Below are 25,042 nucleotides of genomic sequence, written 5' to 3'. Positions count from 1 at the left end.
TCAGCTTGGACACATAGAACGGCGGCGCATAAAAAAGAAGCCCGCGGCATCCGCGGACTTCTCTCTCCCGTTAATCAGGATTTTTAAATTTCACCTTAATCACGGTATTTTCTTTCAGTTCTTTGCCCTTTTTCACACTTTGGCTTGAAGCGTAACCTTCACCGCTCACATCAATGTGAATGCCTGATACTTTGCTGAATTGAAGCACTTCCCGTCTCGACCATCCGGACATATCCGGCATCGTCATCTTTCCGTCTGTTTTTAAGAAGATTTTCTGATTGGTGATCACATCTTCTCCGGCTTTCGGATACTGCTCTTTTACGGCAACATCGCTGCCGATGACAATCGGTGTGAGATGTTCATTTTTCGCTTCCTTCTCAGCGCTCGTGACCGTCTTATCTGTCAGGTCAGGCATCTTTTGGCTTTTCGTTTCTTCCTGACCGGAATCTGTTTTTTCCGTCGGTTCAATATTCAGGTAGTGGAGGCTGTTTTTCATCGTCGGGTTAAAGATTTCCGCGACAGGATCAGTGCTGCTTTGGCCCGCTTTTAATTGCGGCTGCTGCACGGCTACATAGATGACGAGCTTAGGATCATTTTTCGGCGCCATGCCCATGAATGAAAACACATAGTTGCTCGTTCCCTTTAAATATCCGCCCGTCCCGGCGATTTGCGCGGTTCCCGTTTTACCCGCGACGTCAAATCCTTCAATTTTATAAGGTTTTCCCGTTCCGATGTCTGACGTCACGACTTCTCCGAGCAGGTTCCGGACTTTTTTCGCCGTATCGGCTGAAATCGGCGTGCCTACTTGCTCTGGTTTTGTCTGCTTGACGACTTTTTTCGTATCGGGGTCGACAATATGATCAATGATGTAAGGTTTCATCATTTTGCCGTTATTGGCAATCGCCGTGACGGCCTGAAGCTGCTGGATCGGCGTTATCGCCGATGCTTGGCCGTAAGCCGTAGACGCTTTGTCAAAATCATATTTGTAGTTAATTTTACTTGATACTTCACCGGGCAGATCAACCCCTGTTTTTTGATAGAGCCCGAATTTGTGCAGGTACTCATTAAACCGGTCAAACCCCAGTTTTTCGTTGGCCAGTTTGGCGAAAGCAACATTCGATGACCTCATGAGGCCGTCACGGAAGCTTGTCATACCCCATCCGGCGCCATCGTTCCAATCTTTAACAGGTTTGCCTCCCACTTTATATGTTCCTGATTTATATTTCTCGTTTGCAGAAAACACATTTTCCTGAATCGCCGCGGCAAGCGTAAAGATCTTCATCGTTGAACCCGGTTCATACGCGTACGACACTAAGTCGTTGTAATAATTGGTGACGTTTCTGATATTCGGGTCAAAACTCGGACGCTGCCCCATCGCAAGCACTTTGCCTGTTTTCGGTTCTACGACAGCCGCCATAATTTTTTTCGGTTTATATTTTTCCGCTACTTTCGTCATGCTGTCTTCTAAAAAGGTTTGAATTTTCTGATCAATGGTTAAATATACATTGTCACCGTTTTTAGGTGCGGTGATTTTTTCTTTGCTGTTCGGAAGTTTCCAGCCGGATTTATCACTTTCGTAAGTGACGGATCCGTCGCGTTCCGTCAGATAGTTATTCAGTATTTTTTCAAGCCCTAAAGAGCCCTGTATCTCGTTTGTTTTTTCATTCACATCGGCATAGCCGAGAACATTTGACAAAAATACACCGTTCGGATAGTAGCGCTTCGTATCTCTTAAGAAAGAAATACCCGGAAGATTCATTTTTTCGATCTTTTGTTTTTTCGCATAAGAGATATCGCGGCCGGCTGAACCGAATTCCACCTGCTTCGCGCCATCCCTGTTTAAGATGTCCAGAATCTCGCTTTTATCAAGATTGATAACGGTCGCCAGTTTTTCCGCCGTTTTCTCTTTGTCTTTGACATGCTGAGGATGCTTCTTGTCGGTCGTCATCTTTTTATCAAGCACGGCAATGAGCTTATATGTCGCCGTGTCCTCTGCAAGCACTTTGCCGTTCCGGTCAAGAATAGAGCCGCGGCTCGCTTCTATCGTCCGCTTTTTTTCGTGCTGCTCGGTCGCTTTTGTTGCAAGTTCTACACCGTTTGCTTTACCGGTTAATTGAATGTACGCCATTCTCCCGAGAATGACAAAGAAAAAGAGAGCGAAACAAATACTGAGTATCGCTGCTCCTCTGTTCATAAACTTATTTTTTTTCGGCATGGGTTATCATTCCTGTATGTTTTTCACTTTTTTATCTTTCAGATTCAAACCGTGCTTTTTGGCGATATCCATCAGGCGCTGCGGCTGGCTTAAGTCAGCAGCCGTCTTTTCGAGATCACCGATCTGCTTATTCTTCTCAGATACTTTCTCCTCCAGTTTTTGCACCTCAATATTGGATTGGTACGCCGCGTATGCCTTTGATACGATAAACATTGATGTGGAGAGAACGGCAATGGCAAACAGGACGAGCAGCACCTTTTCCCCGAGTGTAATGGAAGCCCTCTTTTTGACAATCACCTTTTTTTCGGGACTTATCACTGGCCGTTGTTGTTTTTCCTGCTGGTAAGCTAAGTTGCTCATAGGCTGATGACCTCCTTTAATGTTGTCATTTGCTGCCCGTTATTTTCGTTTCTCCGCAATGCGGAGCTTCGCTGACCGGGCGCGGTTATTTTCTTCAAGCTCCTCTTTTGATGCCGTAATGGGCTTTCTCGTAATCAGTTTTAATTCCGGTTCAAATTCTTCCGGTATCACGGGAAGACCCGGAGGCAGTTCGGGAAGTGATGATTTTTCCTTGAATGTCGTCTTGCACATTCTGTCTTCCAGCGAGTGAAAAGTGATCACAGACACCCTTCCGCCCGGCTTCAGCACCTCTATCGCTTGCAAGAGGGCCTCTTCAAATACTTGAAGCTCGTCGTTTACGGCGATTCGAATGGCTTGGAATACACGTTTGGCCGGATGACCTCCGCTTCTTCTCGCCGGAGCCGGTATCGCGTCCTTTATTAGATCGACCAGTTGGCCGGTTGTTTGAATAGGCGATTTTTCTCTAGCCTCTTCAATTTTTCGGGCGATCTGCTTGCTGAATTTTTCTTCTCCGTATTTAAAGAAAATCCTCACAAGGTCCTCATACCGCCATTCATTTACGACTTCTTTCGCCGTAAGGGCGGCCGACTGGTCCATCCTCATGTCCAGCGGTGCGTCATGATGATAGCTGAATCCCCGTTCCGGTGTATCAAGCTGCGGAGAGGATACTCCTAAATCAAATAAAATTCCGTCAACACTCGTAATGCCGTGTTCATGTAAACACTCTTTTAAATAACGAAAGTTGCTTTTCACCAGAATAAGCTGTCCTTTGTATTCGGACAATGTTTTCTTTGCGTTTTCAAGTGCTGTGTCATCTTGGTCAAAGGCGATCAAGCGTCCTTTTTCCGATAATTGCTGCAATAAATATGTACTGTGCCCGGCGCCGCCAAGGGTGCAGTCCACATAGGTTCCGTCCGGTTTGATATTTAAACCGTCGACGGTTTCACGAAGAAGTACTGTCTTATGCTGAAACATTTGTGTCGGTCCCACCTTTATCAGGAATGAATTGAATTGTCAGTTGTTGTTGTGATGCACGAAGATCCATTATATATCAAATCCAATCATGTTTTCAGCAATTTCAGCGAATGAATCTTCTTGCTCTTCTGTGTATTGTTCCCATATTACCTTACTCCACAATTCAATTCGATTGGAAACCCCGATGACAACACATTCTTTTTCCAGTTTTGCGTAATTCAGAAGAGATGACGCAATATTAACCCTTCCCTGCTTGTCCAGTTCGCATTCGGTCGCACCGGAAAAAAAGAATCGGGTAAATGCGCGGGCGTCTTTTTTGGTGAGCGGCAGAGCCTTCAGCTTTTCTTCAATCAGCTTCCATTCATTCATCGGATAGCCGAAAAGGCATTGGTCCAGTCCTCTGGTCAGCACAAACTGCTCACCGAGGCCTTCTCTGAATTTTGCGGGTACGATCATGCGGCCCTTTGCATCAACAGTATGCCGGTATTCACCCATAAACATGATAAGGACCCCCACTTTCTCCCCTAAACTCACCACTATCCGCCACTTCTCTCCACAACCTCATTTTACACTGTTTACACATAAAAAAAAACCCTGAACTATTCAGGGTTCTTTAAAACTTTATTTCAAAGTTTGACAATCTGATGTTGGTTTTGAAAAGAAAATGGCAGATGTTTGAAGGTTGTGAAGAATTTTGGACCGTAGCGGTTCAGATAATACATCACATTCCAAATCCGTTCCTGCGGAGCGCCGAGCGGTCTGATGCTGTTTTGGATTCTTTCATAGTCACGCAGCACAAAGCCTTCTTTTTCTTCAATTCTTTTCGTTACCGTCCGTTCTAAAAACAAGAGCTGATCTTGAATGAAAGCGGCATTCTTCTGTAAGAGCGGCTCAAGGCTTGAATCGACCTTCAGCGCTTCGTCCCTTGCGCTTTTATGGACAGCTTCAATCTGCGACTTCGCCTGCTCCATTACAGAAGAAAACTCTTCCGGAATCTGCTCTTCAAAATAATTGTCTTTCAGGTGTCCGGTGCCGTGTTCGATCGCTTCCTGAAGCGGGATATTCCGTTCTGAAAGCTTCTTTTCAATATGGCGCTCAAGAATCGTAATGTTCAGTCTCGGCACTACCGGCGTCATGCGAAAGCCCATTAATGAGAAAGCCTGCTTCAGCTCCCCCCAATAATTGATCTCCCCCGGTCCCGCGATAAACGCCAGAGTCGGGATGAGAAACTCCTGCATAAGCGGCCTTGTCACAACGTTATTGCTGAAACATTCCGGTTTTTCTTCCATATGGGTATGAAGCTCGTCGTTCGTCCACTTCAGGTCAAGCTCTTTAATCATAAAAACGCCGTTTTCTTTTTCAATTAAGAAACGCTCTCCCTCATGTTCGTAAAACAGATTTGCCTGATCTTTGTCCGATTCAATAATCGGGTGATAACCGGCTTCCCGCATAAAACGCTGCTGGTCTGACACGGCTTTGGCAAGCTCATGATTGTGTTTTAAAATCTGCTGAAACATACCCGTTTCCAGCTTTTTAATCCCCGGATCTCCCGAATTCATCAGAATAAGGCCTTCTTCTTGAAACAAGTCGGCGATCAACAGCTCAAAAAAGTCCGTGAATGTCTCTGATGAGCGTAAACATCGCTTCACGTTTTGAAGGAGTGTGTTTGTGTGATCCGTTTCCTCAAAAGCAGCGAACACTTCATCAATCCAAGCCGAGCATTTTTCCTGATCAAGCTCGGTTTTAGCCGCCGATGTTTTTTTCCAGTACGACTGCGGCAGTTTCTGTTTCACCGGACCTTTATTCTCTGTTGACATATGCACAAAATTGATTTCTTCCAGATCGTGATCTTCACCCGCCACCCAGAAAATCGGAACGACAGGAATCTGTAACGCCTCTTCCTGCTGTCTGGCAAGTACAATAATGGAGATAATTTTATGTATGGTGTAAAGAGGCCCCGTTAAAAGACCGGCCTGCTGGCCGCCTACAACCGCTGCGCTTTTTGGATCTCTCAGTTTTTCGACGGAGGCCTGCATGGCGGCGGAGTGAAATTTTTCGTGATAGGAAGATAAATAATCCGCTAATTCCTCTCTGGCAAACGGCCGCGAAGACAAGTCATGGAGCCGCTTTTGCCATACGTCCTCTGAATGAATATCATAATCAAAAAATGAAGACATGTTTTCTCCATCTATATAGTGCTGCACAAACTTATTTTGACTTTTGATGGAAAGTTCAGTTAGCTGCATCTGTCTGGAACTTCCTTTCTCCAATAAATAGTTAGGTTTCCGAAATGAGTATAGCATGTTACCGGAAAACCTCAAAAGACTTTGTTTCAGTTTCTTTCTAACGCTTTTATGCTGCGGTGTAAAAACGTGAGATGAACGGCCGGCAATCCGCGGCTTTCCGCTTCTTTTACAAGGTAGCCGATAATCGCATCAACCTCTGTCCGCCTGCCTGCCATGATATCGACGAGCATGGAAGAATGATTTTTTTCCGTCAGTCTGCAAACTTCGCAAACCTTGTTCCACGCTTTTTCTCTATCGGCGAGGCCAAGAATTGTCTCCGCTTCTTCAAACACGTTTCTCATATACTTTTTGTAAGCATCATTTCTTAACAGCTCTCCGTTTTTCACGCGCAGCAATGCAGTTAACGGGTTGATGCATACATTTATGATCAGTTTTCCCGTTAACAGCCGATACCAGTCGTTTTCATCATATACGGGAAAATCCCGGTGCATGCCGGAAAAGATGCTTTTGATCGTTTCCGGCCGGGATGCGCTGAATACACTCCATCTTACGGCTCCCGCTCCCGTATGTTCAACGGCATGATCTGATATCTTTTTTGCTCCGTGCTCAACAGTGCCGGCATAAAGCGAATGATCCGTATGCCAATCTTTCATGTCGTGTATGTGTCCCATACCGTTTTGCAAAAACAGCACATTCGTCCCTTTTATCGTCTCAAGGTCCCGCAGCACAGCACTGAGCTGATGCTGTTTAACGGCTGCGATTAAAAGGTCGAATCCGGAAGTGATGCCGGTTTGCGCTCTGCATGCCGCCGTACATTCTATTCCGTCTTTCAAAAGCCGTATACCGCCTGAGTTAATCGCATCAGCCTGCTCCGTCCGCCGCGTAATGACCGTTACCTGATGGCGGGACGATAAGTAGTAAGCACATAAAAGGCCTACCGCTCCGCCGCCGATAATTCCGATTTTCACACTGTCACACCCTATATCTGCATTTTTCCATATTATCATAGCAGAAGCCGCCGCAAATTACTTCAATTTCGTTTTGAGCAAAAAGACTGGCAAGCATATTATAGTTGGAATTTTCAATTAAAGCGTTTACAATAATGGTAGAACACAACAAAGGGGGAGTTTGTGTTGAAAATAGAGCGACTGCTCATCAACTTTAAGACACTCGAAGAATTTAAAAGGTTTAAGGAATACGGGATGCAGGAGCTGTCGATGCTTGAAGATCTTCAGGATAATATCATTGAAAATGACAGCACCTCGCCTTTTTACGGGATTTACTTCGGGGATAAACTAGTGGCGAGAATGAGTTTATATCAGGTAAATGGAGGTGCGAATCCGTATTTTGATCAGCGTCAGGACTTTTTGGAACTTTGGAAGCTTGAGGTTCTTCCGGGCTATCAAAATAACGGATACGGAAAAGCGCTTGTTGATTTTGCAAAATCCTTCAGAATGCCGATCAGGACAAATTCACGCATGAAATCAGCAGATTTCTGGGATAAGATGAATTTTGAGCCCGTTAAATATGATATGGCGCGTGATAAAGGAGAAAATCCTTATATCTGGCATCCCGATATGGACGGTGAAATGACATCCGGAGAAACGGCATAATAAAAAACCGGCGGGGCGCCGCCCCCAGGCCGGTTCATTTTACAGGCTCTGCGCCGATTTTCTGTCGTCTTCTTTTGAATTGACCATCCTTCTCGCTCTGTCCATAATGTCAATTAGCGCTTTATAATCTTCTTCCGTCATCTCCAGCTTGTTTCTCAAGCTTTCATTTTCCTCACGCAGATCCTCGACTTCTTTTTGCAGCGCGGTCAGCTGTTCTGTGAGTTTTTCTTTTTCATGACGCACATCCGCTGCGGCCGGCGACTCTTTAAATTGCTGCAGAAACAAAATGACATCATCAATGGACAGCTCTTTTTCTCCTTCCGCCCTGCGGATCGGAGGCTGTTTGACGGTTCCCGGCATATTGGCGGAATGCACCCCGATCTGCTTTCTTAATTCCTTCCGCTGTTTTTTCGCCAGTTCTATCCCTGACTGATATTGTTTTCTGACATAAGAATTCCATCTGAACCCGCAGGCGGCAGCCGTTCTCGTCAGCGCTCTGCCGACTTCTTCAAAAGCGGAAAGCTGGGTCCCGCCTTCCCGAATATGCCTGAGCACCACTTCGGCCAGCAGCAAATCTTCATCTTGCGTCCACGCGTCTTGTCTCGTTATCGTCAATCGTATCTCCCTCCATATTTGCTCATTTACCTCATACATATGCCGCTGATAGATTAGATAGACTACTGGGGCTCACAATTTTTTCGGCGGAAGCAGGCCGGAGGGGCAAAAAAAAAGAAAAGCGCAGGAACCGAGATTCCCGCGCTTTTCTTCATACATTAATTGCTTTTAACATTTATGTCTTTGCCGTTGTATGATCCGCATGCTTTACATACACGGTGAGACAATTTCATCTCTCCGCATGACGGGCATTCTGTCATACCAGGTACATTTAGTTTGAAATGTGTACGGCGCAATCTTTTTTTCATTTTAGAAGTTCTTCTAAAAGGTACAGCCATTATTCCCACCTCCTTAAAGAGTTAAGATTCATCATCTTGTGTTAAGAGCTTTTTCAGATCCGCAAGTCTGGGGTCGATTTGATTTTTCTTGTCTTCCTCAGAAATCACTTGCCAATCCTTCCCCACTTGGGGAGCGGCTCCTTCTTTTTGTTCAGTTTCACAAAAGACTTGCATAGGAATTTCTAAAAGAATCTCTTCTTTTACGATCGGAGTTAAGTCGACGGTATCGTCTTCAGCAATATGAACGTCCTCATCTTCTATATCATCCGACTTATGAAATCTAAACAGTTCTTTTGTCGCGATTGTAAATGGATACGGCACATCAACTAAAGTTCTTGAGCACGGCAAAACCATTTCGCCTGAAATCGTAAAGTCAAACGAAACTTGCTTGGATTCAATCTCCGCGCGGCCCTTCACCCGGACGGGAGAAATGCGGCGGATGTCAGAATTCAATTTTGTCAGCTCATTTAACTCAACTGTTTCATCAAATTCAAAGCTCTTTTTCGCCATTTGATGAAGCTGATAAATCGTCCATTTCATTTGTATCACCTCAGGAAAGCAACAAACATGATTATAGCTTTTCAGAATGTTTTTGTCAATATTTTTTCTTTACAGCATAATGCCGCCGTCATGCAATCGTTGACAGCCGGATAGGCTATGCATACACTAAACGAAACGGACTAAAATATGCACTTCATTTGCAAATGTACCACACGAAGCAAAACATAGCAAGAAAGGCGGGACAAATATGAAAGCAGTCGGCCTGGTTGTTGAATATAATCCCTTTCATAACGGACACCGCTATCATGCGGAACAAGCAAAAATCAAAACGGACAGCAGCGTCGCGGCGGCGGTGATGAGCGGCCCTTTTTTGCAGCGCGGGGAACCGGCCGCCGTCTCAAAGTGGGCCCGGACAAAAATGGCGCTGGAAAACGGCGTGGATATCGTCATTGAGCTCCCTTATATATATGCCGTACAAAAAGCGGAATTATTCGCGCGCGGCAGCGTTTCGCTTCTTCATCATTTAGGATGCAGCAGCTTGTTTTTCGGCAGCGAAAACGGGCGGATCGAACCCTTTATTGAAGCGTCTGAAGCGTTCAGCCGAAAGGAAGATGACTGCAGCCTGATTCTGAAAGAGGAGCTGAAAAAGGGTCTCAGCTATCCGGCCGCCGCCTCAAAAGCTTTTTCACACATATTCAAAGGGTGGGACATGCTCGATTTGTCCAAGCCGAACAATATTCTCGGTTTTCACTACGTTAGAGCGATACACACCTCCGGTTCCGCTATGAAGCCTTATACAACAGCCAGAATCGCTTCCCAATATCATGACGCCGAGCTTCCCGGAGATAACAGCCGGATAGCCAGCGCAACAAGCATCCGGAAAGCGCTGATAGAAAAAGGAACGGCGGCCGCAAGGAGCTTTCTCCCGGAAGCGTCTGCGCGTGAGCTAGAGGCATACAGAAATTCATACGGAATATGGCACAGCACGGAAGACTATTTTTCATATGTAAAATACAGCCTCAGCACTCTTTCCGCTGAAGAATTGAGCCGAATCTATGAAGTGGAAGAAGGCCTTGAGCACAGAATTCTGCGCACCATCAGACAAGCCCGATCCTATCGCGAAATGATGGAACGATTGAAAACAAAACGATACACGTGGACGAGGCTGCAGCGGATGAACACGCACATTCTGACACGGACGAAAAAAGAAGACATGCATCGGCTCTTGCAGCCTTCAAGCGCTCCTTATATCCGTCTTCTCGGAATGACGAAAAAAGGACAGGCGTACCTGTCGGCAAAGAAAAAAGAGCTTACCGCACCTCTCGTCAGCAAGCTCTCTTCTTTCTCTCATCCCGCTCTGGATCTGGACATACTGGCGGGACGGGTTTACAGCCTGCCGATAAAAGAACCTGAACGCACATTGTTTGAGAAGCAGGAATTTTCACAAGCCCCGATCCGCTATGATGAAGACGAAAAGCGTTTTTTGAATGCGTAAAAAAAGCACCTGACTGTATCAGGTGCTTTTTACTTTCAGCTGATCCAAATAGTCAAGTGCGTCCTGCATGGTGTCGACAGGGACGATCTTCATATCGGACTTGATTGCTTTCGCCGTTTTTACCGCATTTTTGTAATCAGAATTTTCAGCTCCGTTTTGATTCGGCGCAAAGAAAATATCTTTTCCCGCTTTGTCTGCGGCGACGACTTTCTGATCGATTCCGCCGATCGGTCCGACTTTGCCGTCCACGTCGATTGTCCCCGTTCCGGCTATATTATAGCCTTTTGTTTCGTCAGGTTTTGTCAGCTGGTTGTAAATTTCTAAAGACATCATGAGACCCGCAGAAGGCCCGCCGATGTTTTCAATGCTGAAATGAAGATCCGGCTTCACTTTCACGTTCCGGTCCGTATATAACGCGACGCCGATTCCCGCTCTTTTCGGGTCGTCCGGGAATGATTTCAGCACAATGTCAACGGTCTTTTCTTTCGTGTCCCGTTCAATGTGAAACGTTACTTTTTCCCCCGCTTTTTTGCTGCTGATATAATCAATCAGCTTTTCAGCGGATTCGTATGTTTTCCCGTCCGCGCTGATGATTTTATCACCGACCTCTATTTTTCCTTTTGCCGGCATGTCAGAGACGACTGAGCTGGCATAAATGCCGTTAAATGAGTATTTCACCTGTTTCCCGGCTTTTTGATAAGCGGCAATGACCGCGTTTTCTTGGGAGCTTTTCATCATTTGCAGCTGGCGCTTCATATAATCCGAGTCCGATTCGCCCTCTTCTTTTATGCTTTCGTCAGGGACGATTTCATCGTAAGGATGCACTTTCGCCCAAAGATATGTATACGGATTGGCAGGGCCTACTTTGACAGTCATCAAGGAAAGGCTTCCTTTTTCAGGATAGCCTCCGTCCACCTTAATCAGCGGTCTCAGCTCTGATGCTTCTCCCGGCTGTGTGATGTAATACGGAAGCTTAATAAATGTAACAGCGATTAATAAGATCAGGATGATAAACACCCAGCGAAAATGTTTTGCTTTCATATGAGTTAGCCCTCCCAGTTCTCTATTTCTTGTTTAATCCGGCCGATCATCCGGTCTGCGGCTTCTTCGCCCGCTGTGATCATATGATCAATGTTGGCAAAAGAACTTGAGCTGAATGATTCAAGAGAAGGGCGGATCATGACGTCTGCGGCAATGGTCTGGTGACGGACCAATTCATTTTGCAGTATATCCATACTTTGCATGATTACATCAAAAATATGTGCCGCCTTTTCCGTTTTTTTCACCCGGGATACGTCAGAGGCGATGACGATATCAGCACCCATATCTTTTACGGCGGAAACCGGTATTCTGTCGACCACCGCGCCGTCGACTAACATACGTCCGTTCATTTTTTGCGGGACGAAAACGCCCGGTATGCTGATGCTCGCTCGGACGGCTTCGGATACTGAACCTTTCGTAAAAACAAGCTTTTCGCCGGTCTGAAGGTCGCAGGCCACAATGCCGAGCGGGATCCGCAGTTCTTCTATCGGCTTGCCGTACGTATAGGCATGAACGAGCTGCCTGATGCGGTCTCCTTTTAAAAAACCAAGCCTCGGCATCGTATAATCCGCGTACAGCCGCCGCTTAAATGCTTTAGCGACTTTTTTCATCGTGGCCACGTCATGCCCGGCCGCATAAAAGCTCCCGACTAATGCTCCCATGCTGCTGCCGGCAATCATATCAATTGGAATCTGATGCTTATGTAAACTGGATAACACTCCGAGATGAGCGATGCCTCTTGCCCCTCCCGAACCTAACGCTAACCCGATTGTAGGTTTGGCCAACGCGACGAACCCCCTAATAGACATCCTATACATGAATTCTATGGTCTAAATTGAACCCCTATGCTCGTATATTAGTACAGGATGACAAATAGGTACTTGCCCGGCCGCCTTTAAGGTCTGTTCTATATTTTATCATGATATAAATGTCAGTGTGCAATTTTAGCATCGGGGAGGTAAGAATGAATTTGTCTAAGTTTCATACATTTTTGATTTCATTGTTTTTCATTTTTTTGACGGCGACGGTTATTTCACACCCTCAGGCCTCATTCGAAGCCTCCAAAACCGGTCTTTCCATGTGGTGGGAGGTAGTTTTTCCTTCATTGCTTCCGTTTTTTATTCTATCTGAGCTTTTAATCGGATTCGGCATTGTCAAGTTTGTCGGCCTTTTACTCGAACCCTTTATGCGTCCCATTTTCAGAGTGCCGGGGGTCGGCGGATTTGTACTGGCTATGGGCATGGCTTCAGGCAATCCGGCCGGCGCGAAGCTGACTGCACGGCTGCGCCAGGATAAACAAATCTCCAGAGTAGAGGCTGAACGCCTCGTCTCTTTTACCAATTCATCCAATCCGTTATTTATATTCGCTGCTGTAGCAGTCGGCTTTTTTCATAACGCGTCTCTCGGCATTCTGCTGGCATCGGCTCACTATCTCGGAAACATCGCCGTCGGCCTGACGATGCGTTCATACGGACGGAAAGAAGAAGCGGCGTATACCGGTAAAAAGACGATCGCTCTCCCTTCTCTGAAGGAAGCATTTCTGGCCCTCCACAAGGCGCGGCTTTCGGAAAAGCGGCCGCTCGGAAAAATTTTGGGCGACGCCGTCACCTCTTCTGTACAAACCTTGCTGATGGTGGGCGGTTTTATTATATTGTTTTCGGTTTTCAGCCGGTTATTATCAATCGTACAAGTCATGGATGTGCTTTCTGTATTTACAAACGCGCTGCTTTCGCTTTTTCATCTTCCGGCAAATCTGGACATCCCTCTTATCAGCGGGATGTTTGAAATTACACTTGGGAGCAAACTGGTCAGTGAAGCTGATGCCGACTTGCTGCCGAAAGCCATGATTGTGAGTTTTATTCTCGGGTTCAGCGGCCTTTCCGTACAGGCCCAGGTAGCCGGCATTTTATCGGAAACAGATATCCGCTTTAAACCGTTTTTCGCGGCGCGTATCCTTCAGGGCATTTATGCCGCACTCTTTATTCTCTTACTGTGGAAGCCGCTTTACCTTGCGTTGGACGAACCTTACCAGTCCGTATTCCTCCCTTTCCGCGATCAGGAAGCGGTATCTGCTGCCGTCAGCGGTTGGAATACACTTGTTGAAACCGGTCCCGCCATCACGCTGTCAGCTCTCGCCGTATACGCATTGATTTATTGCTACAGGCTGTCAGCACGGACAAAAAAAGGATGAGACGCCAATCAGCGCTTCTCATCCTTTAAATTTCTGCTTCAGCGCCTGTTCAACTTCCGGAGGAACAAACTCTGAAACAGGCCCGTTATATTTTGCGACTTCTTTTACGATGCTTGAACTTAAAAAAGAGTACTGATTGTTCGTCATCATAAAAAAAGTTTCTATTGATTCGTCGAGCACGCGGTTGACGGAAGTCCCCTGCATCTCATATTCGAAGTCAGAAACGGCTCTGAGCCCCCTGATAATCGCCTTCGCCCGCTTTTTTTTCGCATAGTTGATTAACAGTCCCTGTGACGTCTCGACCGTAACATTCGGTATGTCTTTTGTCACTTCTCTTAACAGCTCACATCGTTCCTCAACTGTAAACAGCGGCTGCTTAGAAGAATTATTGAGCACGCATACGTACACCTGCTCAAACACGTTTGCCCCCCGTCTGATAATGTCCAGATGTCCGTAGGTAACGGGATCAAAACTTCCGGGACATACAGCTATACTTGCCACATCACTACCCCCTATTTCGGTATATCGTCACTCCTGTAAGCCCGTAAATTTCCCTTCTTGTTACGGAAAGCGCGCCGACGGCTTCAGGAAGCGCAACGGCTTTATCATGCTCGGCTACGACAAAACCGTCTTCATTCAGCATGTTCTGCTCATCAATCATTTCGATAAGCGCTTTCAGCTTTTGCTCCTTATACGGAGGATCTAAGAAAATTCCGTCAAAACCTTTTTCCCGTTTCGCCGCGGCATAGAGAGCCCGCTCTGCATCATTGCGGTATACTTCCGCTGAAGACAGCAGATCAAGCGCTTTGATATTCGCTTTTACCGTTTGGATGGCTTTGAAATCACGATCCACAAAGATACAGCGGTCAAATCCGCGCGACAGCGCTTCAATCCCGAGACCGCCGCTCCCCGCAAATAAATCCAGCCCCGTTCCTCCGTCAAAATACGGGCCGATCATATTAAAAATAGACTCTTTTACTTTATCCGTCGTCGGCCTTGTTGATGTGCCCGGCACAGCCTTTAAGGCTCGTCCTTTTCTTGAACCGGAAATTACTCTCATTATTCACACCACTTTTTCTGAAAACTTTGATGTTTCTCATCGGCTGAGCCGTTATGTATCAAAACAATCCTTATCTTATCATAAAGCATTCTTTCAAACAATGAACGTGAAACCGTGTATACATATTCACATTCCTGTCAAGACTACGTGTAACAGCATCAATGAATGATGTTGTTGCCAACCGCGGAGAAGACTTACGTTTCCCCATAAGTTCTTCCTCCGGTTTCTCCTCTCCCTTTTCCTTCTCCTTAACTTGTTAAGGAATAGAAGGACCCCGCAGGTATCTGCGGGGATTTTTTTATATACCGACTTTATAATCGTACTCTTTCGCTTTATCAAGCTTTGATTCAAATTCCAGCTTTAAAAAAGGTTTATAAGAAGGCTCTACCTTCTTCACATAAGAATAAGAAGAAATCTTTTCCATTGTTTTTTCGATTAGATCCATATCGCAATACAGCACAACGTATTTCAGCCGCTTGGAAACATAATGAACGTTGCCGAATTTTCTCAGCATTTTGCTGTGTTTTAAAGAATGCAGATATACGATTATGCCTTGGCGCTTATTTTCCATCATGATCACCCGCCTGACTTTCTGTTCATTTTATGTAAAAGACGAGACGGCCGTCTCGTCAGGAAACTTTGCATCCGCAGCCGCCGCCGGAACCGCACCCGCCGCCGCAGGATGACAGGCCGTCAAAATAAGGATTCCCCGTCGGAACTTTTACATGCTCCGAGACGGCCGTTCCGAGTTCAATGCTGATCTCGTCAAGCAGCGACTGAAGCTCAGTCTCCGCTTTTTTAAATTCGGCCACCTTATCGTTTAAATCCAGTTCCCGCTTCATTTCTCTCATTTTGCGGGAAATCTCTCTATAATCAGGATGGTATTTGCCAAAGCGCTGCACATCCTCATACTGCTCTTTAACGCTCATAAAAGAACGAATGATCCGCCCTGCCTCTTCATCTTCACGGAGACGCTTGTAACAATCGCGGTAATTTTCAGCCGTCTCAGACTGCAGAATCATGCCGGCAAGCTGCTCCGCTTCACTTTGAAGCTTGACGGACTCAATTGTTGCATACATAAATACGCACCTCCAGTTGCTAGTTTACCATGAAACCACCCAATTGGAAAATGCGGCGTTTAAACGCTTTTTAATCCTGTGAACGCATGGCGTGAACCATCTGCATCATCATCTGCGCCATTTGAATCCCGTTTGAGAATTGGCTTACCCGATGCGGTATCGTCTTTTCATAAAAATTCATCATGTCAAGCTGAAAGGAATTGAGATCGTCCGGTTTTCTCGCAAGTCTGCGGTACCAGACGGGACGCTGCCGTATAAACCGTTTCCGTTCCTCATCTGCGGATATGAATTCCTGAACCTCTTTTCGCATACACGATCCCCTTCTTTAATCCTTCCTGAACGAAAAAGGATGTTGTCCGGAGCCTTGCCGGGGCTGCTTCGTGCTGCTCCCCGAAAATTGGCTTAAAAGGCTTTGCAATGATGAAATGGATTGGCTCATTTTATTGATCTGCTCATTCATTTGGTTGATATCCATCTTTTTGACGGCAGTGACCATTTTTGAAACGAAATCGTTTTTTTCAGCTGGTTCCTGTTTGGTTTCCGCGTCGGAAGAAGGCTGAACGGCCTCGTCTTTAAAAGGGGTCCATATCGGATCATCCTCGCCCAGAAGAACCCAGTTTTCATAGACTTCCTGCCAGCTTCTTTGTTCCTTGCGAACATTTTGGATCAGTTTGGGATGCTTTTTTACGAATTGTTTAAAATCATCGATTGATTGCCGTGATTGCTGATTCGCCACAATTCTCACCCCCTCCGAAAAGTTTTGCCTGCTATAATGTATCGGTTCATTCGCCTTAATGTTCGCCTAAATTGCGAAAAAAAGCAGGTATATTTTTTTCAGCAGGAGCGCCGCTCGCGAAAAAACATAAAAAAACCGCGGGGGACGCGCCCCTCTGCGGTTTTTACTGCCAAGGCTTAATGAAGTTTTGCGTATAATACTTCCGGTCCACGCCGACACCGAGGTGCGTATAATCCGGGCTTAACAGCGCCTTTCTGTGGCCTTCGCTGTTCAGCCAGCCCTCCACGGCTGCAGGACCGTCCACATAGTTGTAGGCAATATTTTCACCGGCCTCCCGGTATTTCACATCGCCTTTTTCCAAGCGGTCCTTCAGAGTCCCGTATTTCTTTGAGACGTGAGAGAAATACTTGTTATCCTTCATGTCCTTGCTGTGGCCGAATGCCACTTTTGCGGCGCCTTCGTCCCATTTCAGCCTTGCCAGTCCGTGTTTCACGCGGATGACATTTGTAATGTCGAGAATCTGCTGCTCACTCGCTCGTTCAATGTCGTTCCATTTTTCATCAGAAACTGGCTCGGGTTCTGTCAGCTTTCCTCTGTACATGACTTCATACGGCCTTTGTTTCACAAGTGTTTCCGCATCAAATGCCCTGATGCTTGACAGATTCCCGTCAAATTTGTCCATGTACAGCTGAACATACATCCCGCCTATTTTAACGGTGGGACGGGTATTGATATCTTCTTCAGAAAACTCGAACCGATACGTGTTTCCCTTGTCAGTCACATTGACAAAAGGAGAAACCTGCGTCGTTTTAAAAACTTCGCCCGTCGATTCGCCGATCTTAAACGGTTTTGCGTTGATGCCGCTTCCCGAAGCATATAAAGTCACGGCTTTATCATTCAAAATACCGACTTGTACGTATTGGTCTTTCCCCTGGTTGTACACCCACCACTCGTAATCGTAGGCAGAAGGATCTTTCCGGGACGGTTCCCCAAGTTTCTTTTTCACATCGGCGGCAGATTTCCCCATGAGAGAAAGCAGTCCGGATGACGGCATTTTCAGCCGTTTTCCGCTCTCTTCTTCATTGGAAACCTGAGGCTCCTCCTGATCCGTCTTTTTCTGAGGAGCCGATCCATATTGTATAAACAGAACATACGCTCCGTAAATAAGCAAAAGGATAACGAGAGCCCTTGCGATATTTTTCAACCTCTCACCCCCATATGTTCAAACCGTTCTGTTTTTGTTTACTCTTATACAGTACAGCCTATTTGCATCGTCCGTGATTTATGTTTAATGGATAAACCCCTCCGGACCGCCGTCTTCAGAAATGTCAGACAGCGCCCGGCCTGCTTGCTCATTTGATTGCTCGGCCAACGAAAGATCGCCGAGCGTAACAATGCCGACCAGTTTTTTATCCTTTGTGACGGGAATTCTTCTGAGCTGATGTTCAGCCATCAAATGGAGCACCTCCTCCACAGAGGCGTCTTCTTCTGCACTGATAACCCGCTCTGTCATTGCGTCGGTTATTTTTTGAGAGTTCGGCTTTTTTGAAGCAATTCCCCGTAATACGAGATCTCTGTCTGTCACGATCCCGACAAGTGTGGCGCCGTCTTCATCCACTATCGGAATGGCGCCGACATCCGCGTCTTTCATCTTCACCGCAGCTTCATATACATTATCTAATACTGTACAATATTGCAAGTCTGACGTCATGAGCTTATTGATCTTTGTCATTGCGGAATTCCTCCTTTTTTCTGCTACTATTGTCGTCAAATTTTTCTTTTTGCATACTTTCACCGTATGAATCATTGAAAGTGTAACGCTTTCATACTATGATTGTCAGGAAAGGGCATTTTTAAAAGGAGGGGGAAGGTTTGAAGTTTGAAAACAGCGGTCTTGAAGGGGTAACAGCGGAGCTCAGCCGCTTGAATGATCTGATGGAAGGCAAAGGGCTCATTCTGGCTGGACAATGGGATTATGAAAGAGTGACTTACGACAAAAAGTTTTCAGTACCTGAGGGAACATTTTATCTGCGGATTCAAGGAACGGCAAAAGAGGGCGATGTCGGCGGCAGCCGGGCCGTGATTCAGCTGAAGGCCCCTCTTTTAGGAAAGCATTATTATCCGCACGGCGTAGAATACGGCGGCGCTGAAGAATTTCCGGAACATGTCGTCGCTGAAAGCAAAGCTTTACTGCTTGAATTGGAAGAGTCATTAAAAACAGTGCAAATGTAATAAAAAAGTACAGCATATTCTGCTGTACTTTTTTTATGAGACGGTATGCTCGATATACGGCGGCTCTGACAGCGTATCTTTTTCCCGTTCCGTTCTGACCCACTGAAAAAAGATGACAGCCAAATATGTTCCGTAGACCGCCTCTTGAATGATTTTCATCAGCACTGCCCCAAGCTGCTGATCTTCCAGAGGAGGCAGCGTGTTAAACATCTCCGGTCCGGATAAAGGAATCTCCTCCAGCAAATCTAAAGGAACGCAAAGCTTCATTGCTTCGGCCCAAGCCGCCGGATCTGTATACGTGGCATACATGGGCGCCCCGCTGAACATAATGAGCGCGCAGGCCGGCGTTAACAGAATCCCGTCTGCCATAATATACCCCAGCTTCATTAAACCGCTGAGACGGGGCAGACCGTCCACCTTATGCACGAGCGGCCACCACATAAAAAACGCCGTTACAAAGATGAGTCCGTTCATCAGCGTGTGATACAGCGAATCCGTTTTGACGAAATCAAATATAAACGGGATGTGATACAGTGAAAAAATACCGTTAAACAGCACTAATGCGATAAGCGGCATTGAAAAGAACGAAAACAGCGGCTTTACGACAGGACGGAAGATCAGTTTTTTCCATGCCCAGCCGGGAATTCCGGAAATCAACAGCGGCGGTACGACTAAAAACAGAACCGCCATCTGCGCCATATGGGCGCTGAACATCACATGGCCCAATAAATCAACCGGACTTCCCGCAGCCGCGTAAAAAAACAGCGCAGAAAGCACAAACAGCACCTTCTCCTTAGCGGCCACACGTCCTTTATGCCGGCTGCACCAGTAAAAGTAAACACCTGTTATCACGGCAGTTATGCAAAACAGATACGGGCTCCACATTGCGCGAAACCCGAACATTTCTAAATTAATCAAATCTCTCACTCCCCGCCGCCCCGATTACCACCAAATAATCGTGACAAATGCAAGCACGGTGATAAACGCGACAAATATTCCCGAATACAGAAATAATGACGGCGCTTCATGCCCTTTCTGGCTCATATGCATAAAGTAAAACAGCTGAAAGATGACCTGGATGACCGCAAGCAGGATCAGAAACGGCATCGTAAACCATCCGGCAATGCCGTCTGCAGCCACCGTCAAAAACGCGACAAGCGTAAGACCGATCATCAAACCGAAGGATATGACCTGATATTTCATCTCCTCGGCATTTTTCTTTTTCCGATATTCGAGATCCGTACTGACAGTTCCTCTGTTTTTGTTATCGTCCATCGTTATCCCACCATCCCCATCAAATATACAACGGTAAAGATAAAGACCCACACGACATCGATAAAATGCCAATATAAGCTGGCCACATAATATTTCGGCGCATTATAAAGGCTGAGCCCTCTTTTCGCATTCCGGATCATAAGCGCGCTGATCCACAACAGCCCGAACGCCACGTGTGCTCCGTGTGTGCCGACGAGCGTGTAAAACGCTGAGCCGAGCGCAGAGCTTGTAATGGTAAAGCCGAATTCGTGAGTGTAATGCATAAATTCATAGATTTCTACCCCTAAAAATCCCGCTCCCAATAATACGGTAACCAGAAGCCACACCTGCATTTTTTTAAAAGAGAAATTTTTCATATGATACATCGCATACACACTCGTTAAGCTGCTCGTTAAAAGAAGCATCGTCGCGATAAATACGATCGGCAGCTCAAACATCTCAGCCGTTGACGGCCCTCCGGCTTTAGATTCCCGTAAAGCAAGGAATGTTGCAAATAGCGAGGCGAACAGAACCGTTTCGCCGCCGAGAAACAGCCAAAATCCCAAAAACTTATTTTTCCCCTCCAGCGTTGCTTTTTCAGGAGAAGCCGGAAAGGTTTCAGCCGTCATTTTTTCCTGCAGCTGCATTACGCCTTCACCCCTTTATCATCATTCGGCAGATCTTCTTTGTGAATATGATAGCCGTAATCATCGACCACAGAGCGAAGCAGCATGGTAAAGAATGTGATGCCGAGCCCTATGAAGATAACCGGAAGCCCCCATGAATAATCGGAGTGGTATAAAAACCCAAACGCTGCGACAAACAGCCCGAAAGATATGATAAACGGCATGATGGAGCCGTTCGGCATATGAATGTCCTCTACAGGCTCTGCAGGCGCCATCCCTTCATTTCCGGCCTGCTTTTCAATCCACAGCGGGTCAAGTCCCCGGACAAACGGAAGCTGTTTAAAATTATATTCCGGCGGCGGCGAAGAGACCGCCCATTCAAGCGTACGACCGTCCAGCCACGGGTCGTTCCCGACGTATTTCCCCTTTATTGAGGTATAAATAATATTGACGACGAGTAAAACAGCCGCGCCCGCCATGAAAAACGCGCCGATTGAACTGATCAGGTTGCCGGTATCAAGCCCCTGGCCGGGCAGATATGTGTAAACGCGCCGCGGCATTCCCATCAAGCCGAGGAAATGCTGAATGAAGAAGGTAAGATGAAACCCGATAAAAAATAAGACGAACGAAATTTTCCCCATCGTTTCATGAAGCACCTTCCCGAACATTTTCGGCCACCAGAAATGCACGCCCGCCAGGATGCCGAACACAACGCCGCCGATAATGACATAGTGGAAATGCGCTACGACAAAATACGTATCATGGAACTGATAATCTGCCGCTGCGGCCGCCAGCATGACACCCGTGACTCCTCCGAGTACGAAAGAAGGAATAAAGGCGACGGCATACAGCATAGGCGTCGTGAATTTGACATTTCCTCCCCAGATGGTCAAAAGCCAGTTGAAAATTTTAATGCCCGTAGGCACCGCGATCGCCATCGTCGCAACCGCAAATATCGCATTAGCGATCGGTCCGAGTCCCGTCGTAAACATGTGGTGAACCCAAACCATGAACCCGAGAAAGCCGATCAGCACAATCGCAAAGACCATAGACGAATAACCGAACAGACGTTTCCTCGCAAATACGGGAATGATTTCTGAAAAAATCCCAAAGGCGGGAAGAATTAAAATGTATACTTCCGGATGCCCGAAAATCCAAAACAGATGCTCCCAGATTATCGTATTGCCGCCCAATTCAGGATTAAAGAAATTCGTTCCGAACAAACGATCCAGCATCATTAGCGCCAAACCGACGGTGAGCGGAGGAAATGCGAATAAAATGAGTGCCGACGCCACAAATGTCGTCCACGTAAACAGCGGCAATCTCATATACGTCAAACCCGGCGCCCTCATATTAATAATCGTGGCGAGAAAATTGATCCCCGCAATCAGCGTACCTAAGCCTGATATTTGCAGGCCGAGCACGAAAAAGTCTATGCCGTGCCCTTTCGAATTCAGCGCAAGTGACGCGTACGACGTCCATCCTGCATCAGGAGCGCCCCCTAAAAACCAGCTCAGATTCAAAAAGATGCCTCCGAAGAAAAACAGCCAAAATCCGAGCGCATTCAAAAATGGGAATGATACGTCACGCGCCCCGATCTGCAGCGGCACAACCGCGTTCATCAGCCCGAATAACAGCGGCATCGCCGCCAGGAAGATCATTGTCGTGCCGTGCATCGTCATAATTTCATTAAACTGCTGCGCACCCATAAAATCGTTCCCCGGCCTCAAGAGCTGAATCCTGATAAGCATGGCCTCAAGTCCGCCGACGACGAAGAAAAATCCCCCGGCGATCATATATAAAATCGCGATTTTCTTATGGTCAACCGTCGTCAAATAATCCCAAAGCAAAGAGCTTTTTCTTTGCTGTCCTGTAAGCGTATTCATCATTTGCGACCTCCCCCCTGATATCTCCCTGTCCTCACTTGTTCTCCGCTTTCAGCCCTTTTAAATATTCATACAGCGCATCCGTTTCAGCGTCCGAGAGCTTCGGATAAGTGCCTGTCATTTTATTGCCCGGTTTAATGCTGTCCGGATTTTTCAGCCAGGCTTTTATATTCTCTTTATTCGCATCCTTAATGCCGGCCACTTTGACCCGTTCACCGAAGGTAGCGAGGTTCGGAGCCGTTCTTGCCGCTTCAGCCCGTTTATCATTGGGCTCAACCGCATGACAGCTCAGGCAGTTTTTTTCCTTAAACAGCTCTTCTCCTTGCGCGGCTAAACCGGAATCTGTTGTATGCTTATAATTTTTCATCGCTTTCGTCCATTGTTTAAATTCTTTTGACGGCAGCGGTTTCACTTTGAAATCCATCAGCGCATGTGAAGGTCCGCACAGCTCTGCGCATTTCCCGAAGAAATATTCTCCCGCTTCTTTGCTGCGTTTAGAATCGAAGGTCAGAAAGAAAGTATTGTCATTATCCGTATTCGTATCGATTTTCCCCCCGGCTGACGGAATCCAGAAAGAGTGTTTCACATCTGAGGACTTCAGCTTGAAATAGACGCGTTCATCTGTGGGAACGATCAGCTCCTGACTTGTCACAAACCCGTAATCAGGATACTCGAATTCCCACCAGTATAAATTCGCCCTTACATTAATCACGAGCGCATCCTCTGCTTTACGGTTTTTCTTATCCATCGGCGACGTATCCGCCAGCGCCAATGTGTCGATGACAACCGGAATGACAAGAATAATCAGAAGCAGGATCGGAATAACGGTCCAGGTGATTTCTAAAAAACGGTTCCCCTCCACCTGTTTCGGTATCGTGTCTTCCCCTACACGCGACCGTCTGAATCTCACAATGACGTAAAAGAAAATAACTGCTACGACCGCAACGACGACAACCATGATAAGTGTGCTGAGCACCGTCAGATCATATTGTTTATCAGCCACTTCGCCGGCAGGCTTGAGTGTGGACAGAAACGGTTTTCCACAGCCGCTCAATAAAAGCGGCACTAAGGCTAATAATGATAAAAGACGCCAACGCTTTAACATTTCACCCAACCCCTTTTTTGAATCAGTACGAGATGCACAAGCAGTAAATCTGCTTCCAGCCGAAATACTTCATTTCCTCATTTCTTAAAATATGAGATTTTTTACTTAAAATTCCATCTATGTATAAAAGCAAAGCCGCCTGATTAAACAAAAGGTCAAGGCGGCGTTTACTAGTTGTCATTGTTTGTTTTGGCGATCAAACAAGCTCATTATTCAATTAAAACAGCGTGAAGACCACCATCGCTACAAAATAAATGGTCATGTAATTAAGCGAATAGACAAACATAAGAGTTGCCCACTTCATGATGTTTTTCATGCGGAATCCCATCAGTCCGAGAACAAGCCATCCGACATTCAGCAAAGTGCCGAGAATGACGATCGGAAGACCGAGACTGCCGAGGAAAAACGGAAGAGGCAGCAGGCATGCGACCCAGACGATAATCTGTCTTTTCGTCACTTCAAAGCCGTGCACTACCGGAAGCATCGGAATATTCGCTGCTCTGTAATCTTCCGTCTTTTTAATCGCAAGCGCTAAAAAGTGCGGAATCTGCCAGATGAATAAAATCATGAATAAAACCCACGCGACAACACCGATGTGCCCTTCAACCGCTGTCCAGCCGATTAACGGCGGCACGGCGCCTGATACACTTCCGACAACCGTATTAATCGTATAACGGCGTTTCGTCCACATTGTATAAAGAACAACGTACGTAAACACGCCGATAAAACCGATGACTGCTGCCATCACAGTGGTCATCAAGAGCATGATAAGTCCTAAAGCAATGAGTAAAATTCCTGACCACAGCGCTTGATTCGGCTGAATCTTTCCGGTTACCGTCGGTCTTACTTTCGTGCGTTCCATTAAATGATCAATATCACGATCGTAATAGTTGTTAACCGCACAAGAACCGGCGATGATCAAAGAAGATCCTATTAATGTAAGAAGCACGGTGTTTAAATTGCCTAAAAAACTCAGACCGGATATATGTAACGCAAGCCACATGCCGGTAAAAGTCGTAATTAAATTCGAATTGACGATTCCTATTTTGATAAGCGAAAGGAAATCCTTCCATGCCGTCGTCTCTTCAATCTGTCCGTCTATAGCTGTATCGTTTAAAATTCTGGAATTAGCCATAACGTAAACCTCCCTTACAAACCTAAAGCAGGTTTTTTAAGACCTGCAACTCTATCATACAAGATAATGACCTGTAAAAAAACATCCTCTTAAATATTAAACGAGAAACAGGAATTTATTTGTGAACTTTTTATGAATTTTACCAAATCCGCCGGTTTCTTAATAAAGCGGTTACTTTATTTCTATCAGACCCATCTGGAATAATCAACCCCATTATCTAAGAAGTCCTGATTCTATTATATTTTTGTGAACAAACAGAATTGAGAATTGCCACAAAACACATATTCGCTTACACTTGGTACGTATATCATTTTGTCCAGTTTGTTAAGAAGGTGAATG

The 25,042-nt window shown here is 46.2% G+C and carries 29 protein-coding genes; 4 read left to right on the top strand and 25 right to left on the bottom strand.

What is annotated here, in order from left to right; all coding sequences use genetic code 11:
* Nucleotides 1-70: 70 nt before the first annotated feature.
* From pbpB to RUW00_RS01615, 6 genes are all read right to left on the bottom strand, one after another.
* The gene (pbpB, locus tag RUW00_RS01640) at nucleotides 71-2,215 is read right to left on the bottom strand and encodes a penicillin-binding protein 2B (protein ID WP_095271881.1); all 2,145 of its coding nucleotides are present in this window, start codon (nucleotides 2,213-2,215) and stop codon (nucleotides 71-73) included.
* A 6-nt stretch (nucleotides 2,216-2,221) separates the two neighbouring features.
* Entirely contained in the window at nucleotides 2,222-2,575 is a 354-nt protein-coding gene (gene ftsL / locus RUW00_RS01635) for a cell division protein FtsL (RefSeq protein WP_003154442.1), read from the bottom strand.
* Nucleotides 2,576-2,614: 39 nt separating this feature from the next.
* Nucleotides 2,615-3,550 (bottom strand): 16S rRNA (cytosine(1402)-N(4))-methyltransferase RsmH, encoded by a 936-nt coding sequence (gene rsmH / locus RUW00_RS01630; protein ID WP_007409704.1) that lies wholly within the window; start codon nucleotides 3,548-3,550, stop codon nucleotides 2,615-2,617.
* Nucleotides 3,551-3,619: 69 nt separating this feature from the next.
* Nucleotides 3,620-4,051, bottom strand: coding sequence for a division/cell wall cluster transcriptional repressor MraZ (mraZ, locus tag RUW00_RS01625; protein WP_007409703.1), 432 nt, complete (start codon nucleotides 4,049-4,051; stop codon nucleotides 3,620-3,622).
* A 125-nt stretch (nucleotides 4,052-4,176) separates the two neighbouring features.
* Nucleotides 4,177-5,796, bottom strand: a complete 1,620-nt coding sequence (gene bshC, locus RUW00_RS01620; protein WP_315956446.1) for a bacillithiol biosynthesis cysteine-adding enzyme BshC — start codon at nucleotides 5,794-5,796, stop codon at nucleotides 4,177-4,179.
* Nucleotides 5,797-5,882: 86 nt separating this feature from the next.
* A complete protein-coding gene (locus RUW00_RS01615; protein WP_280145081.1) occupies nucleotides 5,883-6,764 on the bottom strand; it encodes a 2-dehydropantoate 2-reductase in 882 nt (293 codons plus the stop codon).
* 162 nt (nucleotides 6,765-6,926) lie between these two features.
* Here RUW00_RS01615 and RUW00_RS01610 point away from each other — a divergent pair, with 162 nt between their 5' ends.
* A complete protein-coding gene (locus RUW00_RS01610) occupies nucleotides 6,927-7,409 on the top strand; it encodes an N-acetyltransferase (protein ID WP_007611262.1) in 483 nt (160 codons plus the stop codon).
* Nucleotides 7,410-7,448: 39 nt separating this feature from the next.
* Here the strand turns inward: RUW00_RS01610 and gerR are convergent, their stop codons facing one another.
* The 3 genes from gerR to RUW00_RS01595 form a co-directional block, all read right to left on the bottom strand.
* A complete protein-coding gene (gerR, locus tag RUW00_RS01605) occupies nucleotides 7,449-8,024 on the bottom strand; it encodes a sporulation-specific transcriptional regulator GerR (protein WP_014417712.1) in 576 nt (191 codons plus the stop codon).
* 158 nt (nucleotides 8,025-8,182) lie between these two features.
* Complete coding sequence (gene rpmF / locus RUW00_RS01600) at nucleotides 8,183-8,362, bottom strand: 50S ribosomal protein L32 (protein WP_003154457.1); 180 nt, start codon at nucleotides 8,360-8,362, stop codon at nucleotides 8,183-8,185.
* Nucleotides 8,363-8,383: 21 nt separating this feature from the next.
* Nucleotides 8,384-8,902 (bottom strand): YceD family protein, encoded by a 519-nt coding sequence (locus RUW00_RS01595; protein WP_014417711.1) that lies wholly within the window; start codon nucleotides 8,900-8,902, stop codon nucleotides 8,384-8,386.
* A gap of 208 nt (nucleotides 8,903-9,110) precedes the next feature.
* Here RUW00_RS01595 and RUW00_RS01590 point away from each other — a divergent pair, with 208 nt between their 5' ends.
* A complete protein-coding gene (locus RUW00_RS01590; protein WP_280145080.1) occupies nucleotides 9,111-10,358 on the top strand; it encodes a nucleotidyltransferase in 1,248 nt (415 codons plus the stop codon).
* An 18-nt stretch (nucleotides 10,359-10,376) separates the two neighbouring features.
* Here RUW00_RS01590 and RUW00_RS01585 read toward each other — a convergent pair whose 3' ends face one another.
* Nucleotides 10,377-11,399: a SepM family pheromone-processing serine protease gene (locus tag RUW00_RS01585; RefSeq protein ID WP_012117493.1), complete on the bottom strand. Its 1,023-nt coding sequence runs from the start codon at nucleotides 11,397-11,399 to the stop codon at nucleotides 10,377-10,379.
* A gap of 5 nt (nucleotides 11,400-11,404) precedes the next feature.
* Nucleotides 11,405-12,184 carry a patatin family protein gene (locus tag RUW00_RS01580; RefSeq protein WP_014304961.1) on the bottom strand — a complete coding sequence of 260 codons (780 nt, stop codon included), beginning with the start codon at nucleotides 12,182-12,184 and terminating at the stop codon, nucleotides 11,405-11,407.
* Nucleotides 12,185-12,363: 179 nt separating this feature from the next.
* Here RUW00_RS01580 and ylbJ point away from each other — a divergent pair, with 179 nt between their 5' ends.
* Nucleotides 12,364-13,590, top strand: a complete 1,227-nt coding sequence (ylbJ, locus tag RUW00_RS01575; RefSeq protein WP_021493722.1) for a sporulation integral membrane protein YlbJ — start codon at nucleotides 12,364-12,366, stop codon at nucleotides 13,588-13,590.
* Nucleotides 13,591-13,608: 18 nt separating this feature from the next.
* On the opposite strand, the gene coaD is transcribed toward ylbJ, so the two are convergent.
* The 8 genes from coaD to RUW00_RS01535 form a co-directional block, all read right to left on the bottom strand.
* Nucleotides 13,609-14,091, bottom strand: coding sequence for a pantetheine-phosphate adenylyltransferase (gene coaD, locus RUW00_RS01570; RefSeq protein ID WP_025649487.1), 483 nt, complete (start codon nucleotides 14,089-14,091; stop codon nucleotides 13,609-13,611).
* Between the two features lie 4 nt (nucleotides 14,092-14,095).
* Nucleotides 14,096-14,650 (bottom strand): 16S rRNA (guanine(966)-N(2))-methyltransferase RsmD, encoded by a 555-nt coding sequence (gene rsmD, locus RUW00_RS01565; protein WP_007409693.1) that lies wholly within the window; start codon nucleotides 14,648-14,650, stop codon nucleotides 14,096-14,098.
* Nucleotides 14,651-14,948: 298 nt separating this feature from the next.
* The gene (locus tag RUW00_RS01560; protein WP_003154470.1) at nucleotides 14,949-15,221 is read right to left on the bottom strand and encodes a YlbG family protein; all 273 of its coding nucleotides are present in this window, start codon (nucleotides 15,219-15,221) and stop codon (nucleotides 14,949-14,951) included.
* Nucleotides 15,222-15,279: 58 nt separating this feature from the next.
* Entirely contained in the window at nucleotides 15,280-15,729 is a 450-nt protein-coding gene (gene ricF, locus RUW00_RS01555; RefSeq protein WP_003154472.1) for a regulatory iron-sulfur-containing complex subunit RicF, read from the bottom strand.
* A gap of 70 nt (nucleotides 15,730-15,799) precedes the next feature.
* Nucleotides 15,800-16,039, bottom strand: coding sequence for a YlbE-like family protein (locus tag RUW00_RS01550; RefSeq protein WP_003154475.1), 240 nt, complete (start codon nucleotides 16,037-16,039; stop codon nucleotides 15,800-15,802).
* Between the two features lie 15 nt (nucleotides 16,040-16,054).
* Nucleotides 16,055-16,465, bottom strand: coding sequence for a YlbD family protein (locus tag RUW00_RS01545; RefSeq protein WP_045207344.1), 411 nt, complete (start codon nucleotides 16,463-16,465; stop codon nucleotides 16,055-16,057).
* 163 nt (nucleotides 16,466-16,628) lie between these two features.
* Entirely contained in the window at nucleotides 16,629-17,669 is a 1,041-nt protein-coding gene (locus RUW00_RS01540; protein ID WP_014417703.1) for a CAP domain-containing protein, read from the bottom strand.
* An 84-nt stretch (nucleotides 17,670-17,753) separates the two neighbouring features.
* A complete protein-coding gene (locus tag RUW00_RS01535; protein ID WP_014417702.1) occupies nucleotides 17,754-18,197 on the bottom strand; it encodes a CBS domain-containing protein in 444 nt (147 codons plus the stop codon).
* Nucleotides 18,198-18,337: 140 nt separating this feature from the next.
* Here RUW00_RS01535 and RUW00_RS01530 point away from each other — a divergent pair, with 140 nt between their 5' ends.
* Nucleotides 18,338-18,697, top strand: coding sequence for a YugN family protein (locus RUW00_RS01530; protein ID WP_204530538.1), 360 nt, complete (start codon nucleotides 18,338-18,340; stop codon nucleotides 18,695-18,697).
* Between the two features lie 33 nt (nucleotides 18,698-18,730).
* Here RUW00_RS01530 and ctaG read toward each other — a convergent pair whose 3' ends face one another.
* The 6 genes from ctaG to cyoE form a co-directional block, all read right to left on the bottom strand.
* Nucleotides 18,731-19,615, bottom strand: coding sequence for a cytochrome c oxidase assembly factor CtaG (gene ctaG / locus RUW00_RS01525; RefSeq protein WP_021493723.1), 885 nt, complete (start codon nucleotides 19,613-19,615; stop codon nucleotides 18,731-18,733).
* A gap of 24 nt (nucleotides 19,616-19,639) precedes the next feature.
* A complete protein-coding gene (gene ctaF / locus RUW00_RS01520) occupies nucleotides 19,640-19,972 on the bottom strand; it encodes a cytochrome c oxidase subunit IVB (RefSeq protein ID WP_007409686.1) in 333 nt (110 codons plus the stop codon).
* A 2-nt stretch (nucleotides 19,973-19,974) separates the two neighbouring features.
* A complete protein-coding gene (ctaE, locus tag RUW00_RS01515; protein WP_003154482.1) occupies nucleotides 19,975-20,598 on the bottom strand; it encodes a cytochrome c oxidase subunit III in 624 nt (207 codons plus the stop codon).
* Complete coding sequence (gene ctaD / locus RUW00_RS01510) at nucleotides 20,598-22,466, bottom strand: cytochrome c oxidase subunit I (RefSeq protein ID WP_014417700.1); 1,869 nt, start codon at nucleotides 22,464-22,466, stop codon at nucleotides 20,598-20,600. Before ctaD ends, ctaE begins: the two co-directional genes overlap by 1 nt.
* 31 nt (nucleotides 22,467-22,497) lie before the next feature.
* On the bottom strand, nucleotides 22,498-23,568 hold the full coding sequence (gene coxB / locus RUW00_RS01505; protein ID WP_014417699.1) for a cytochrome c oxidase subunit II: 1,071 nt from the start codon (nucleotides 23,566-23,568) through the stop codon (nucleotides 22,498-22,500).
* Between the two features lie 217 nt (nucleotides 23,569-23,785).
* A complete protein-coding gene (gene cyoE / locus RUW00_RS01500; RefSeq protein ID WP_003154486.1) occupies nucleotides 23,786-24,703 on the bottom strand; it encodes a heme o synthase in 918 nt (305 codons plus the stop codon).
* Between the last annotated feature and the right edge of the window lie 339 nt (nucleotides 24,704-25,042).

It is taken from the genome of Bacillus sp. IS1 (assembly GCF_032461585.1).
In the GTDB taxonomy this organism is placed as follows: domain Bacteria; phylum Bacillota; class Bacilli; order Bacillales; family Bacillaceae; genus Bacillus; species Bacillus velezensis.
Note: the sequence above shows the minus strand (reverse complement) of the source record. Positions and strands in the feature narration are given on the sequence as shown.

Bases quoted from the DNA above. Each gene is read 5' to 3' on its own strand.
- cyoE (WP_003154486.1), bottom strand. From the start codon at position 24,703: ATGGCTAATTCCAGAATTTTAAACGATACAGCTATAGACGGACAGATT.
- pbpB (WP_095271881.1), bottom strand. From the start codon at position 2,215: ATGCCGAAAAAAAATAAGTTTATGAACAGAGGAGCAGCGATACTCAGT.
- bshC (WP_315956446.1), bottom strand. From the start codon at position 5,796: ATGCAGCTAACTGAACTTTCCATCAAAAGTCAAAATAAGTTTGTGCAG.
- ricF (WP_003154472.1), bottom strand. From the start codon at position 15,729: ATGTATGCAACAATTGAGTCCGTCAAGCTTCAAAGTGAAGCGGAGCAG.
- ctaF (WP_007409686.1), bottom strand. From the start codon at position 19,972: ATGGACGATAACAAAAACAGAGGAACTGTCAGTACGGATCTCGAATAT.
- ylbJ (WP_021493722.1), top strand. From the start codon at position 12,364: ATGAATTTGTCTAAGTTTCATACATTTTTGATTTCATTGTTTTTCATT.
- rsmD (WP_007409693.1), bottom strand. From the start codon at position 14,650: ATGAGAGTAATTTCCGGTTCAAGAAAAGGACGAGCCTTAAAGGCTGTG.
- RUW00_RS01535 (WP_014417702.1), bottom strand. From the start codon at position 18,197: ATGACAAAGATCAATAAGCTCATGACGTCAGACTTGCAATATTGTACA.
- RUW00_RS01585 (WP_012117493.1), bottom strand. From the start codon at position 11,399: ATGAAAGCAAAACATTTTCGCTGGGTGTTTATCATCCTGATCTTATTA.
- RUW00_RS01590 (WP_280145080.1), top strand. From the start codon at position 9,111: ATGAAAGCAGTCGGCCTGGTTGTTGAATATAATCCCTTTCATAACGGA.
- RUW00_RS01595 (WP_014417711.1), bottom strand. From the start codon at position 8,902: ATGAAATGGACGATTTATCAGCTTCATCAAATGGCGAAAAAGAGCTTT.
- RUW00_RS01550 (WP_003154475.1), bottom strand. From the start codon at position 16,039: ATGCGAAAAGAGGTTCAGGAATTCATATCCGCAGATGAGGAACGGAAA.
- ctaE (WP_003154482.1), bottom strand. From the start codon at position 20,598: ATGCAGCTGCAGGAAAAAATGACGGCTGAAACCTTTCCGGCTTCTCCT.
- coxB (WP_014417699.1), bottom strand. From the start codon at position 23,568: ATGTTAAAGCGTTGGCGTCTTTTATCATTATTAGCCTTAGTGCCGCTT.
- mraZ (WP_007409703.1), bottom strand. From the start codon at position 4,051: ATGTTTATGGGTGAATACCGGCATACTGTTGATGCAAAGGGCCGCATG.
- rsmH (WP_007409704.1), bottom strand. From the start codon at position 3,550: ATGTTTCAGCATAAGACAGTACTTCTTCGTGAAACCGTCGACGGTTTA.
- RUW00_RS01560 (WP_003154470.1), bottom strand. From the start codon at position 15,221: ATGGAAAATAAGCGCCAAGGCATAATCGTATATCTGCATTCTTTAAAA.
- ctaD (WP_014417700.1), bottom strand. From the start codon at position 22,466: ATGATGAATACGCTTACAGGACAGCAAAGAAAAAGCTCTTTGCTTTGG.
- rpmF (WP_003154457.1), bottom strand. From the start codon at position 8,362: ATGGCTGTACCTTTTAGAAGAACTTCTAAAATGAAAAAAAGATTGCGC.
- ftsL (WP_003154442.1), bottom strand. From the start codon at position 2,575: ATGAGCAACTTAGCTTACCAGCAGGAAAAACAACAACGGCCAGTGATA.